The organism is Streptosporangium carneum, assembly GCF_027922005.1.
Taxonomy (GTDB): Bacteria; Actinomycetota; Actinomycetes; order Streptosporangiales; family Streptosporangiaceae; genus Streptosporangium; species Streptosporangium carneum.
Map to the genome: position 1 here is coordinate 395,629 of NZ_BSEV01000004.1, position 13,861 is coordinate 409,489.

At 71.1% G+C, this 13,861-nt stretch carries 10 protein-coding genes; 7 read left to right on the top strand and 3 right to left on the bottom strand.

The window, feature by feature from the left end:
• Positions 1-42: 42 nt before the first annotated feature.
• Entirely contained in the window at positions 43-2,262 is a 2,220-nt protein-coding gene (gene recD2, locus PKF00_RS13450; RefSeq protein WP_271217789.1) for an SF1B family DNA helicase RecD2, read from the top strand.
• A gap of 51 nt (positions 2,263-2,313) precedes the next feature.
• On the opposite strand, the gene PKF00_RS13455 is transcribed toward recD2, so the two are convergent.
• Positions 2,314-2,550, bottom strand: a complete 237-nt coding sequence (locus tag PKF00_RS13455) for a hypothetical protein (protein WP_271217790.1) — start codon at positions 2,548-2,550, stop codon at positions 2,314-2,316.
• A 180-nt stretch (positions 2,551-2,730) separates the two neighbouring features.
• On the opposite strand from PKF00_RS13455, the gene PKF00_RS13460 reads away from it, so the two are divergent.
• The gene (locus tag PKF00_RS13460) at positions 2,731-3,357 is read left to right on the top strand and encodes a transcriptional regulator (RefSeq protein ID WP_271217791.1); all 627 of its coding nucleotides are present in this window, start codon (positions 2,731-2,733) and stop codon (positions 3,355-3,357) included.
• Between the two features lie 106 nt (positions 3,358-3,463).
• Here PKF00_RS13460 and PKF00_RS13465 read toward each other — a convergent pair whose 3' ends face one another.
• The gene (locus tag PKF00_RS13465) at positions 3,464-3,970 is read right to left on the bottom strand and encodes a nuclear transport factor 2 family protein (RefSeq protein ID WP_271217792.1); all 507 of its coding nucleotides are present in this window, start codon (positions 3,968-3,970) and stop codon (positions 3,464-3,466) included.
• A gap of 159 nt (positions 3,971-4,129) precedes the next feature.
• The gene (gene helR, locus PKF00_RS13470) at positions 4,130-6,277 is read right to left on the bottom strand and encodes an RNA polymerase recycling motor ATPase HelR (RefSeq protein WP_271217793.1); all 2,148 of its coding nucleotides are present in this window, start codon (positions 6,275-6,277) and stop codon (positions 4,130-4,132) included.
• Between the two features lie 677 nt (positions 6,278-6,954).
• Here helR and PKF00_RS13475 point away from each other — a divergent pair.
• The 5 genes from PKF00_RS13475 (at position 6,955) to PKF00_RS13495 (ending at position 13,759) form a co-directional block, all read left to right on the top strand.
• On the top strand, positions 6,955-8,475 hold the full coding sequence (locus PKF00_RS13475; RefSeq protein WP_271217794.1) for a serine hydrolase domain-containing protein: 1,521 nt from the start codon (positions 6,955-6,957) through the stop codon (positions 8,473-8,475).
• Positions 8,476-8,606: 131 nt separating this feature from the next.
• Positions 8,607-10,169 carry an ABC transporter substrate-binding protein gene (locus PKF00_RS13480; protein ID WP_271217795.1) on the top strand — a complete coding sequence of 521 codons (1,563 nt, stop codon included), beginning with the start codon at positions 8,607-8,609 and terminating at the stop codon, positions 10,167-10,169.
• Between the two features lies 1 nt (position 10,170).
• Positions 10,171-11,127, top strand: coding sequence for an ABC transporter permease (locus PKF00_RS13485; RefSeq protein WP_271217796.1), 957 nt, complete (start codon positions 10,171-10,173; stop codon positions 11,125-11,127).
• Positions 11,124-11,918, top strand: a complete 795-nt coding sequence (locus tag PKF00_RS13490) for an ABC transporter permease (protein ID WP_271217797.1) — start codon at positions 11,124-11,126, stop codon at positions 11,916-11,918. Before PKF00_RS13485 ends, PKF00_RS13490 begins: the two co-directional genes overlap by 4 nt.
• Positions 11,915-13,759: an oligopeptide/dipeptide ABC transporter ATP-binding protein gene (locus PKF00_RS13495; protein WP_271217798.1), complete on the top strand. Its 1,845-nt coding sequence runs from the start codon at positions 11,915-11,917 to the stop codon at positions 13,757-13,759. The genes PKF00_RS13490 and PKF00_RS13495 overlap by 4 nt, the downstream gene beginning before the upstream one ends.
• Positions 13,760-13,861 lie beyond the last annotated feature (102 nt).

Below are 13,861 nucleotides of genomic sequence, written 5' to 3' on the forward strand. Positions count from 1 at the left end.
ACCGGAGGCGAAACGTCGCTCGGCTGCGGCAGAATATCCGGCATGACCACCCCTCCGGCAGAGCGCGCTCCCGGTGCTGTTCTCGAGGCCGTACTCGAGCGGATCACCTATGCCAACGAGGAGACCGGTTACACCATCGCCAGGGTGGCCACGGAGCGTTCGGGCAGTGAGCTGCTGACCGTGGTCGGGCCGCTGCTCGGCGCCCAGCCGGGCGAGTCGCTGCGGCTGACCGGGCGGTGGACCTCCCATCCGCGCTACGGCAAGCAGTTCGAGGTGTGGTCCTACACCACGGTGCTGCCCGCGACCGTGCAGGGCATCCAGCGTTACCTGGGGTCCGGGCTGATCAAGGGCATCGGGCCGAAGATGGCCGAGCGGATCGTCGACCACTTCGGCGTGGACACCCTGGAGATCATCGAGACCGTCCCCGAGCGGCTGGTCGAGGTCCCCGGGCTCGGCCCGAAGCGGACGAAGATGATCGCCGTCGCCTGGGAGGAGCAGAAGGTCATCAAAGAAGTGATGATCTTTCTTCAGGGGGTCGGCGTGTCCACCTCCATCGCGGTGCGGATCTTCAAACAGTACGGCGACGCCTCCATCACGGTGGTCAAGAGCGAGCCGTACCGGCTGGCCGACGACGTGTGGGGCATCGGCTTCAAGACCGCCGACACCATCGCCCAGGCCGTCGGCATCCCGCACGACAGCCCCGAACGGGTCAAGGCGGGCCTGCGCTACACCCTCTCCCAGGCCGCGGACGACGGCCACTGCTACCTTCCCGCGCCCAACCTCGTCGGCGACGCGGTGAAGATCCTGGAGGTCCCGGCCGAGCTGACCGTCCAGTGCCTGGAGGAGCTCGTCGAGGAGGAGGGGGTCGTCCGCGAGGAGGTGCCCGTCGGCGACGGCGCCGTTCCCGCGGTCTACCTGGTCCCCTTCCACCGCGCCGAGCTGTCGCTGGCCGGATCGCTGCGCGGGCTGCTGCGCTCGGAACACGACCGGCTCGGCGCCTTCAGGGACGTCGACTGGGACGTGGCGCTGGAGTGGCTGCGCAAGCAGACCAACGCCGAGCTCGCCGCCGAGCAGGCCCAGGCCGTACGGCTGGCGCTGAGCGAGAAGGTCGCGGTGCTGACCGGGGGCCCCGGCTGCGGCAAGAGCTTCACCGTGCGCTCCATCGTCACCCTGGCCAGGGCGAAGAAGGCCAAGGTGATCCTGGCCGCGCCCACGGGCAGGGCGGCCAAGAGGCTCGCCGAGCTGACCGGCCACGAGGCGACCACCGTGCACCGGCTGCTGCAGCTGCGCCCCGGCGGGGACGCCACCTTCGACCGCGACAACCCCCTCGACGCCGACCTGGTGGTGGTCGACGAGTCCTCGATGCTGGACCTGCTGCTGGCCAACAAGCTGGTCAAGGCCGTGGCCCCGGGCACGCACCTGCTGTTCGTCGGCGACGTCGACCAGCTGCCCTCGGTCGGCGCGGGCGAGGTGCTGCGTGACCTGCTGGCCGCGGAGGAGGAGATTCCCCGGGTGCGGCTGACGCACATCTTCCGCCAGGCGCAGGAGTCGGGTGTGGTCACCAACGCCCACCGGGTCAACACCGGCCTGCCTCCGGCGCTCGAGGGCATGACGGACTTCTTCCTGTTCCCGTGCGACGAGCCGGAGGAGATCGCGGCGCTGACCGTGGACGTGGTGGCCAACCGGATCCCGCGCAAGTTCGGCCTCAACCCACGCCGGGACGTGCAGGTGCTGGTGCCGATGCACCGGGGCGCGGCGGGGGCGGGCAACCTCAACACCGCGCTGCAGGAGGCGCTGACCCCCTCGCGGGAGGGCATGCCGGAGCGCCGCTACGGCGGGCGCGTCTTCCGGGTGGGCGACAAGGTCACCCAGCTGCGCAACAACTACGACAAGGGCGCGGCGGGGGTGTTCAACGGCACCGTCGGCATGGTGGTCGACATCAAGCCCGACGACCACAAGCTGACCGTGCTGACCGACGAGGACGAGAACGTCGAGTACGCCTTCGACGAGCTCGACGAGCTGGCCCACGCCTACGCGGTGTCGATCCACCGTTCCCAGGGCAGTGAGTATCCCGCGGTGGTCATTCCGCTGGCCACCAGTGCCTGGATGATGCTGCAGCGCAACCTGCTCTACACCGCGATCACCCGGGCCAAGAAGCTCGTCGTCATCGTGGGGTCGCGCCGGGCGCTCGCGCAGGCGGTGCGGACGCGGGGCGCGGGACGCCGCCACACCAGCCTCACTCACCGGCTGCGCTCGCCGTGACGAGGCAGGAACGCCGGTCGCGGCGCGTGTGCCCCCGGAGAGGGTCTCGCGTCAGCCGCTGCGTCTCCTGAGGACGACGCCGGCGACGACGAGCCGCTTCAGATGCTTCTTGTGCACCGCCTGACGGGTGACCCCGAGAGCCTCGGCCACCTGGGACCACGACCATCCCTCGCGCATCGCGCGCTCGACTTCGGCGTCCTCCAGCTGGTCCGCGAGCCGCCGCAGCGCTGTGACGGCCGCGAGGCCGTCGGCGGGGCCGCCAAGCGGGGATGGTTCGATCGTCGCCATACGGGCAAGCGTAGTTGCTGCGACAATGCTGTCAACATGGGTTGCTTATGCGTGCGGCAGCCCTTCCTGTCCCGCCGGGCGGCCTCCGCTCCGCTCGCCCAGCAGGGGATGGCGGTGAAGGGGGCGTGCCCGGCTCCGTGTGCAACCGGACGGCCGGCGGGGGATGTGTAGCATGTCGACATGGCGGCCCCCTTCCATTTTGACAGCGCGAACTTCCTGGTGCTTCATGCCCTGCGGTGCATCGGGTTCACCTCCAGCACACGTGTCTCAGAGGCGACCGGGATTTCCGAGTCCGACGTCGAGTCCGAGCTGATCGATCTCGCGGTGGACGGCCTCGTCACAAAGATTCCAGGCGATTTCGGTGGATGGGGTCTCACCGACGCGGGCCGCGCGGCGGATGCCGAGCGGAGCTCCGCGGCTCTGGAGAAAGCCGGTACCCGTTCTGACCTTGTCGCGGCCTTCGACAAATTCATGGTGCTCAACCCGGAATTGCTCGACCTCTGCACTGCGTGGCAGATGCGTCGGGTCGACGGAGCCGTGACCCTGAACGACCACTCCGATCGTGAGTACGATTCGCGGGTGCTGGGCCGGCTCGTCGACTTCAACGAGCGCGCGAACGTCGTCTGTGCGGAGCTCGCGACGGCGCTGGGCCGATTCAAGCGCTATCAGGATCGGCTCACCGGCGCGATCACCCGCGCCGAAGCCGGCGAGCTGGAGTACGTGACCGACAACCTCTCGTCCTACCACGTCGTGTGGTTCCAGCTTCACGAGGATCTGCTCGCCACGCTCGGCATTCCCCGGCGGTGAGCCGGGCGGCGCGAGGCGCGTGACGGCTCCGGCCCCCGGCACGCACGGCAGGGGGCCGCGCCGCCTCGACGGCGACAGACCGCCGGGGTCGTCCGAGAGGTGATCGTCAGCCGAAGACGGCGGTGGGGTCGCCGGTGTACCAGGCGTTGTCGATGCGCATGCGGTGGATGACCCAGCGCTCCCCGTCGCGGACCAGCTCGACGTCGTAGGGGTTCTTCAGCAGGGCGAAGGCGCCGTGGTCGGCGGTGAGCAGATGCTGGGCCTCGACCAGGGCGGTCAGCCGCGCGGTGTCGCCGTCGACGGCGACACGGGGATTGGTGACCTGGTGGGTGGTGTCCACCCGGTCGGCGAACATCGTCAGGATGGTGGTGACGATGGTGTCCCGCCCGACCATCAGGGGCGGCCGTCCGCCCCACTTGGCGGCGGCGGGGCGGAAGTCCAGCTCGGCGTCGGCCGTGAACGCCGAGGCGAACAGTTCCCGGTTCTTCAGGTCCTGGCCCAGGCCGAACCGGTACAGCGCGTCCAGGATCTCGGCGCGGTCCCGCAGCTCCCGGACGACCGCGGTCGTGTCAGCGGACGGAACGGAGACCGCGAACTCATCAATGACGAACATTGACTGCTCCCGTGCAGGTCAGAGGGGTGTTCGAGCGGTTCCACTCTCGAGCAGGGGCCAGGACGGATCAACGCGGTCCTGCGCAAGGGTCGTGAAGCCTGGATTAACGATGCGGAGGAGCGACGGCGGGATCGACGTCGCTCGAGGTATCGGTCGATGTCAGGAGCTCGTGAGGATGACGAGTCGCTGGGTCGCTCGGGTCATCGCGACATAACGGTCGACCGCTCCTTCGACGCCCTGGCCGAACGCCTCCGGATCGACGAGGACGACCAGGTCGAACTCGAGCCCCTTCGCCAGCTCCGGGGTCAGCGACCGGACGCGGGACGTCGCCCGGAACGTGGGATCACCGATGACGCAGGCGATCCCCTCGGCGTGCGCGGCGAGCCAGGTGTCGAGGATCGAGCGCAGCTCCGAAGCGGATCCGTGTACGACGGGGACGTCGCCGCTGCGGATGGAGGTGGGCACGTTGGCGTCCGGAAGCACGGCCCGGATGACCGGCTCGGCTTCCGCCATGATTGCCTCCGGCGTCCGGTAGTTGATGGTCAGGGAGGCCAGGTTGATCCGGTCGAGCCCGATCCGCTCGAGCCGTTCCTGCCACGACTCCGTGAACCCGTGCCTGGCCTGGGCGCGGTCCCCGACGATGGTGAAGCTCCGGGACGGGCACCGGAGCAGCAGCATCTGCCATTCCGCGTCGGTCAGCTCCTGCGCCTCGTCCACGACGATGTGCGCGAACGGGCCGGCGAGCCGGTCCGGTTCGATGCCGGGCGACGCGGTGTCGTCGACCAGGGCGTCCCGTATGTCCTGTCCGTGCAGCATCGTCACCACACCTTCACCGTCGTCATCGGCCTCGAGCAGGTTGTCGACGACCCTGGCCATGCGCTCGCGTTCGGCGGCGACAGCGGCGTTGTGCCGACGTTCACGCCGTGACGCCTCCGGGTCGCCGAGCCGCTGCCGTGCCGCGTCCAGGAGTGGCAGGTCGGACACCGTCCAGGCCTGGGCGTCCTCGCGCTGCAACTGCCGAACCTCGTCGGGGCTGAGCCAGGGAGCGCACTTGCGCAGGTAGGCGGGTACCGACCACAGGTCTCCGACGAGGTCGGCGGCTTCGATCAGCGGCCACGCGCGGTTGAAGGTCGTGAGCAGCTCCCTGTTCTGCAGCAGCGACCTGCGGAGCAGGTCAGGCGAGGCGTCGCCGTCGTGCTTGTCCACCAGGATCGTGAGCAGTTCCTCCCAGATCTGACCGCGCGCGTCGTTGTGCGGAGTACCGGGATCCGGCGCTTCGAACGCCTCGGCCCAATCGTCGGTGCTCAGCCAGATGTCGGACCAGTGGGTCGTGACCGTCATTCCCTTGGTGGGCGGGTTCTCGTAGAACCTGACGGCCGGCTCGATCGCCTTCACCAGGTTCGCGGACGACTTCAGGCGAGCCACGTCCGGGTCGGCCTCGACCGCCGCCGTGGCTCCCTCGGCGACGAGGTCCCGCAGGGTGCAGGTCTGCACGCCCTCCTCGCCGAGGCTGGGGAGGACGTCGGCGACGTAGGCCAGGTAGGGCTGGTGCGGACCGACGAACAGCACACCGCCCCGGCGGTGACCGAGGCGAGGGTCGGAGTAGACGAGATAGGCGGAGCGGTGCAGGGCGACGACGGTCTTGCCCGTGCCCGGGCCGCCGTCGACGACGAGAGCGCCGCCGGATCCCGCGCGGATGATGGCGTCCTGGTCGGCCTGGATGGTGCCGAGCACGTCTCGCATCCGTGCCGACCGGTTGCCGCCCAGGCTGGCGATGAAGGCGGACTGGTCGTCGAGCGCGGCGTGCCCGACAAGCCCGTCCGAGGTGAACACCTCGTCCCAGTAGTCACTGATCCGGCCGCGGGTCCAGCGATACCTGCGGCGGCTCACCAGCCCCATCGGGTTGGCGTGGGTGGCTCCGAAGAACGGCTCAGCCGCGGGGGAGCGCCAGTCGAGCAGCAGCCGACGGCCCTCGCTGTCCGTAAGACCGAGCCGTCCGACGTACACGGGCTCGGAGCCGTCCGCGCTGACCATGTGCCCGAGGCACAGGTCCAAACCGAAGCGGCGCAGCGCGCGCAGCCGAGCGGTCAGCCGGTGGATCTCCAAGTCCCGGTCCATCGCCTGCCGGCCTTTGCCGCCGGGCGTCCTGCGCTCGGCGTCGAGGCGGTCGGACAGGGCGGCGATCGACTGCTCGAGGCTCTCCGCGATGGCCGCGAAGTGCTGCTCGTCACCGGCGATCAGCGTCGGGTCGGCCTTGGGGGAGAGGTGGGCGGGAAGATCAAACGCACTGGTGGTCAGGGGGTTCACGTCATCGGCTCCGATCTGAGGTGGGCGAGGCACTTTCCCGGCTCGACGATCCGCGTGGTTCACGCGGACACGGGCGGCGGCTTCGCGGCCACCGTCGCCCCGTCGGCGCGGATCGCGCCGGCCACGGCTGGCCGGTGAAGGCGTGGTCGCGGACGTCGTCCACCGGTGGCAGGCCGATCGACGCCCGGCGGGTGTTGAGCACCGCGCCGAACAGCCCGTTCACGCTCGGGGCGTCCAGGTCCCGCAATGCCCGCAACCGTACCGCGAGTCCCCTCCAGCGGTTCGATGTCCCCGCGCGAGTCATACTCCGACAACACCACACGCACTTCGCGTCCCCCGTTTCCTCAGGCTCTGGCCTCGGCCGATGATTCTGCGGCACGACCCGGGTCTTGTGGCAAGCCCCCCGGTGCGCTATACGTTGAGAACGGAAAGGAGCGAGTGCTCTCCTCTTCCTTCATCGTCCGATGTGGACGGACCCCCTCCTCGCGAAGCGGCGGCGCGCCGCCCACCACGCTGTGCCCGCGTCGAAAAGCTCATCGCCGCACCGGACGCCGCCTGGGAGCGCTGAACGCCGCCTGAGACCGCCGGGCGTCCGTCGTTCCGGACGCCAAATCGGCGCCGCCAACTTTGCGTCAGCGGCCAAAAGGTTCGCCCGACCGCGTCGTGATACTAAGGGCATGGATCTTGAGCTGGTAAAACACGAGATTTCCACCCTGGTCGAGCCCGGCGAGCCCGGCTTCGCGGTGGGGGTCTACACCGACGGCGCCACGCTGCTCACCACCGCCCAGGGCGTGGCCTGTGTGGAGTTCGGCGTCCCGATCGACGCCCGCACGCGCTTCGACATCGCCTCGATCAGCAAGCAGTTCACCGCCGCGTGCGTCCTGCTGCTGGCCAGGGAGGGCAGGCTCAGCCTGGACGACGACGTCCGCGCGCACGTGCCGGGTCTGAACCTCACCGTCCCCGTCACAGTGCGGCAGTGTCTGCAGCACACCGGCGGGCTGCCGGAGTGGTACGCGCTGTATCCCCTCACCGGGGTGCCGCTGGCCGAGATGAGCCAGGAGCGGCTGCTCGGGATCCTCCAGGGGATCCGCGAGACGACCTTCCCGCCGGGCACCGACTTCAGCTATTCCAACACCGGCTACATCCTGGCCGCCGTCGTGGTCGCCGAGGTCACCGGGCAGTCGTTCGCCGAGTTCGCCCGTGAGCGGATTCTCACCCCGCTCGGCATGGACGACAGCCTGTTCCGGGACGACGCGTCACTGCCGCTGCCCAGGCTGGCCTACGGCTACGCCAACGCCGACGGAGACCCCCGGCGGGCCGACACCCAGGAGAGCGCGGTCGGCGACGGAGGCCTGGTGACCAGCGTGGAGGACCTGGCCCCCTGGTTCGGTTTCCTGGCCGACGGGCGGGTCCTCGGCGCCGACCTGCGGGAGGCGCTGCTGGAACGGGCCGTGCTGACCGACGGCACCGTCCTGGCGTACGCCTTCGGCATCTGCCACATGCAGGTGGCGGGCCGTACCGCCTACGGGCACGCCGGAGGCATGCACGGTTACCGCTCCAACCTGCTCTACCTGCCGGATCCCGGCGTCGGCGTCGCCGTGCTGTCCAACCAGAGCGCGATCGACCCGGTCGCGTTGAGCGAGCGCCTGGTCGGCGCCCTGCTCGGCGAGCAGCCCGCCGCCGCCTCGTTCGCCCCGGACGAGGCGACGGTCCAGGCGTTCGCCGGACACTGGCACAACGCGGCCACGGACGACACCCTCACGGCGCAGGCGGCCTCGAACGGCAGGATAGGGGTGGAGCTGCACGGCATGGCCGTCGAGTTCGTCCCCGGAGCGGAAGGCCGGTGGCACGGCACGGGCGTCGCCGAAGGGCTCTGGCTGGCCCGCGAGGACGATCGGCTGCTGCTGGGCCTCATGCGACGGCCCATGCCTCCGATCGTCTACCTGCCGTGCGACCCGCCGGGCACCGACGCCCTGCCCGACGGCGATTACCACAGCGGGGAACTGGACGTGCGGGCCACGGTGCGGGACGGCGTGCTGGCCGTCGGGCCCGACCTGCGGCTGCCCACCGCCCCCGCCCCCGCCGGGACGTGGCGGGCGGGGCCGTACGCTCTCAGGCCGGACGACGGCGATCTGCTGCTCAGCGGGGGCGGGCTGCGCCGGATGCGCTTCACCGGGCGTCCCGGGGGCGCGGGCTGACAGACGACCACCGGCCCGTGTTGGCCTGTAGGACGAGGGCGGGACCGCAGGCTTTGGCTGCGGGGTCAGTGAACACGGAGCGAACGGCTTCTAGCGTCCCACTATCTTGCTCTCCTCCCGAGGTGGTCACCATGAAATCACCGACCATCAGGGCCGCTGTGGTCGCCCTGCTCCTCCTGCCCGTCGCGGCCTGCGCCGGATCCGCCCAGAAAGGCGGGTCGGGCGCGGACCGTGACACGCTGGTCTGGGCGTTCGGCGTCGCGCCGAACAGCCTGGACATCGCCCACGGCTTCGACACCGCCTCCACCACCATCCAGCTCGCGGTGCTGGACACCATGGTCACCCTCGACGCCAAGGGGGTGCCCGCCCCCGGTCTCGCCACGTCGTGGACCCAGCCGACCCCCGACAGCTACGAGTTCACCCTGCGCAAGGGCGTGAAGTTCACCGACGGCACCCCGCTCACCGCCGACGACGCCGCATACTCCCTGAGCCGCCACCTGGACCCCGCCGTCACCTCCCAGGCGGCCAGCTACTTCACCACCGTCAAGAAGGCCGAGGCCGTCGGCGCCGACAAGGTCAAGGTCACCCTGACCCGGCCCAACCCGGCCTTCCTCGCCGTCTCGGCCATCGCCTGGCAGGTCGTGCCGCGCAAGCTGGGCGAGGCCCACCCCAAGGACCTGGGCAGCCCCGAGGTCGGCACGCTGGGCTCAGGCCCCTTCAAGGTCGTGAAGTTCTCCCTCACCTCAGGGACCGTGCTGGAACGCAACGACGCCTACTGGGGGCCAAAGCCCGCGCTGCGCCGGGTCGAGATCAAGACCATCCTCGACGCCGAGACGCTCAGGATGGCCGTCAGGTCGGGTGAGGTCGACGGGACCGACATCCTGACCCCCCGCGAGGCCCGCAAGTGGACGGGCCTGCCGGGTGTCACCACCACCTTCTACCCGGCCAACAACATCGCCTACCTGGCGCTGGCCGTCGGCAACGGGCCGCTCAAGGACGTGCACGTACGGCGGGCCATCGCGCACGCCATCAACCGCAAGGCCCTGAGCGACCTGATGACCGGGGGACGCGGCAGCCTCGCGAAGACGATGCTGCCCCTGCCGCAGATCACCGCCCTCTACGGTGACGACGTCCCGGACTTCCCCGACCATCCGTTCGACCTGGCCGCCGCCAAGGCCGAGCTGGCCAAGTCGGCCTATCCGGACGGGTTCACGATGTCCGTGCCGTACGCGTCCGGCACGGACGGCGCGACCGTCATGCAGGCCGTCGCCGCCGACCTCGCGAAGATCGGCATCACGCTGAACCTGGAGCCGAACCCGGCCGACAAGTACAGGGCCAGGGTGATGGAGCACGACCGGCTGAGCGTCCAGTACGCCAACCTCACCTACGGAACCCCGGAGCCGGTCGAGGTCCTGCCCGACATGATCAGCCGCGGCGCCGCGGAGCCGCAGGGCTTCAACTTCTCCGGGTACGGCTCCGCCGAGGTGGACGCGCGGCTCGACACGCTCGCCTCGGCCACCGGGGACGACCGGAAGAAGCAGGTGACCGCCCTGCTCACCGAGATCGCCGAGCAGGTGCCGTACATCCCGCTGTTCCACAGCAGCAGCGCCATAGCGCTGCGCGACGGCTTCACCGCCTCCGTGGGCACCTGGACCCCCAGCTTCTTCACCATCACCCGTCCCGCGGGAAGCTGACATGGCGATCCTGACCCTCATCTCCCGCCGCCTGGCCGCCGCGCTGGTGCTGCTCGGCGTGCTGTCGGTGCTCACCTACGGCCTGCTCGTCGCCTCGCCGGGCGGCCCGGAACAGGTACTGCTCGGCAACCGCCCCTCGACGGCCGAGACCAGAGCCGCGATCCGGGCCGAGTACCACCTCGACGACCCCTTCCCGCTGCGTTACGCCCGCTGGCTCGGCGACGCCGTGCGCGGTGACTTCGGCATCTCCATCTACTCCAGGGAGCCGGTCGTCGACGTCATCGCCGACCGGCTGCCGGTCACCGCGGGCCTGGCCGGATACGCCCTGCTGATCACCGTCGCCGTCGGCGTCCCGGTGGGCCTGGTCGCCGCGATGGGCCGGGGCGGCACCCTGGACCAGGGGATCACGCTGACCTCGCTGGTCCTGCTGGCCGTCCCGCCGTTCGCGCTGAGCATCCTGCTGCTGTACGGCTTCGCGGTCACCCTCGGCTGGTTCCCCGTCTTCGGCGCGGGCGAGACGCCGATGGAACGGATCAGCCACCTGACGCTGCCCGCGATCGCGCTGGCGGCGGCGCAGGCGGCGATGGTGGTGCGGCAGATGCGCGCGGCGGCACTCGACCTGGCCGGGCAGGACTTCCTGACCTTCGCCAAGGCGCGTGGCCTGCCACGTCGCCGCATCTGGATCGGCTACGCGCTGCGCAACGCGGCCCTGCCCGTGCTGACCGTCGGCGGTCTGCTGCTGGCCGCGAACCTGACGGGCGCGCTCTTCGTCGAGCAGGCGTTCGGCCTGCACGGGCTCGGCGCGCTGCTCATCGGCGCCGTCGGGCAGAAGGACATCCCCGTCGTGCAGGCGCTGGTCCTGTTCGGCGGCGCGATCGTGGTCGCGGTCAACCTGCTCATCGACCTGGCCTACCTCGTGGTCGACCCCCGGGTGCGGCACGGCGCGGTGGCCTCGTGAAGGGCGTCCTGGTCACCGTGCTCGCCCTCGCGGCCCTCGTCGCCGTCGGCGGCTCCCACCTCGCCCCCTACGACCCGGCGGCGCAGGACCTCGCGCTCGGCGCGGTCGGCCCGAGCGCGGCCCACTGGCTGGGCACCGACGACCTGGGCCGGGACGTGTTCTCCCGGCTCCTCGCGGGGGCCGGGTCCGCGATGCTGTGGCCCGTCCTCGTCGCGCTCGGCACAACCGTGCTGAGCACCTCGCTCGGCCTGCTCGCCGGATACCGGCTCGGCTGGGTCGACGCGCTCATGATGCGTGCCGTCGACCTGGCCTTCGCGATGCCCGGCATGCTGGTGCTGATCGTGGTGATCGGCGTGCTCGGCGGCGGGTACGGCTGGGCCGTGCTGGCCATGGCCGTGCTGCTCACCCCCGGCGACATCCGGGTGATCCGCAGCCTGACCATGGCCCAGCGCGAGCTGGCCTACGCCGAGGCGGCCAAGACCCTGGGCCTGCGCCCGTCCCGGATCATGTTCCGGCACCTGCTGCCCAACATCGCCCCCACCGTCGTCGCGGGCGCCCTGCTCAGCTTCGTCGTCGCCATGGTCTCCCTGGCCGGGCTCTCCTTCCTGGGGCTCGGCCTGCCCGCGGGCACCCCGGACTGGGGCCTGATGGTCGAGGAGAACCGGGACCTGCTCGACCTCAACCCCTGGGCGGCCGTCGCCCCTGTCGTCCTGCTCACCCTGATCGCCAGCTCGGCCACCCTGCTGGGCGACCGGTTGTTCGACACCCTTTCCAAGGGAGGCTCCCGATGACCCTCCTGGACGTCACCGGCCTGACCGTCACCGGCCGCCACCTGATCGTCGACGGCGTCGACCTGGCCGTCTCGGCGGGGGAGACCGTCGGGCTGGTCGGCGAGTCGGGCAGCGGCAAGTCGCTGACCGCCCGCGCCGTCGCGGGCCTGCTCCCCAAGGGCCTGACCGCGACCGGCTCCGTCACCCTGTCCGGCCTCGAACTCCTCGGCGCCCGCGAACGCGTGCTGCGGTCGGTGCGCGGCGCCCGCGTCGCCCTCCTCATGCAGGATCCCTTCGCCATGCTCAATCCGTTGTGCACGGCGGGCGTCCACATCGCCGAGTCCCTGCCCCGGAGCCCCCGTCCCCCGTCGCCGTTCCCGCCGACGGACCCCGGCGCGTCCCCGTTCGGGACAGTGCCGGCGGACCCCGGCGCGTCCCCGGCCCTCCCTCAGGGCTCCGGTGCGGCTCCCACACGGTGGACCCGCGCGACCCGGCGGGCCGAGGTGCTCCGGCGGCTCGCCGAGGTGGGGATCGACGACCCCTCGGTAGCCGACCGCTACCCCTTCCAGCTCTCCGGGGGGATGCGCCAGCGGGTCGCGCTCGCCGCGGCCCTCGCCCGCGACCCCGAGCTGCTCATCGCCGACGAGCCGACCACCGCGCTGGACGCGACCACGCAGCACGAGATCCTCATGCTGCTGCGCAACGTCCAGCGGGCGCGCGGGATGGGCGTGCTGCTGATCACCCATGACCTCCGGGTCGCCTTCGAGCTGTGCGACCGGGTCGCGGTCATGTACGCGGGCCGGCTCGTCGAGAGCGGGCCCGGCTTCGACATGGCGAAGGTCCCCGCCCATCCCTACACGGCCGGGCTGCTGGCCGCTCTGCCCTCGGCCACCGTGACGTTGTCCAGGCTTGAGGGCATCCCGGGCGGCGTGCCCGCCGCCGGGGACGTCACCGGGACGTGCGCCTTCGCCGCCCGCTGCGGCCAGGCGGACTCCGAGTGCACGCAGGAGCGTCCGCCGCTGCGCGAGATCGCCCCCGACCGGCACACCGCCTGCCTGTACGAGGTGCGTCCCCGTCCGCGCGCCGAGCCGCGGGCCGTCACGCCTCGCGAGGCGTCGGCGGATGAGACGCTGCTGCGGATCGAGGGGCTGCGCAAGCGGTACGGCGGGCACGTCGCCCTCGGCGGGGTCTCCCTGCGCGTCGGCAGAGGCGAGAGCGTCGGCGTCGTCGGGGAGTCCGGCTCGGGCAAGACCACGCTGGCCCGCTGTGTCCTGGGCCTGGTCACCCCGGACGAGGGCCGTATCGAGCTGGCCGGGCTCGACCTGACCCGGCGCGCCCGGGGCGGCGGACAGGCGCACCGGCTGGTGCAGTGCGTCTTCCAGGATCCCACGACCTCGCTCAACCCCTCGCTGACCGTCGGCTCGACGCTCGCCGAGGCCGCCGCGCAGGGGACGCCGGAGGGGCGGCTCTCCGTGGCCGAGCTGCTGGACCTGGTCGGGCTGCCCGCCTCCTACGCCGCCCGCCGTCCCCGCGCGTTGTCCGGTGGCCAGCGGCAGCGCGTCGCCATCGCCAGGGCGCTGGCCGTACGGCCCGCCCTGCTGATCTGCGACGAGCCCGTCGCCTCGCTGGACGTCTCGGTCCAGGCCCACGTGCTGGAGCTGCTGCGCACGATCGGCCGCGAGCTGGGCACCAGCCTGCTGTTCATCACCCACGACCTGGCCGTGGTCAGGCAGATCACCGACAGGACCGTGGTGCTGTTCAGGGGGGATGTGGTCGAGGAGGGGGAGACCGCCCGGATCCTGGACGCCCCGGCGCACGACTACACCCGCAGGCTCCTCGCCTCGGTCCCCCCGACGCCATGAGCATGCTCGCCAACAGCACGGAGATCTTTAGCGCAACACCTGGATAAATCACACCTTTAGTGCCATTTTCATACTTTGGTCATTAGTGGCCGGAGTGTCGCG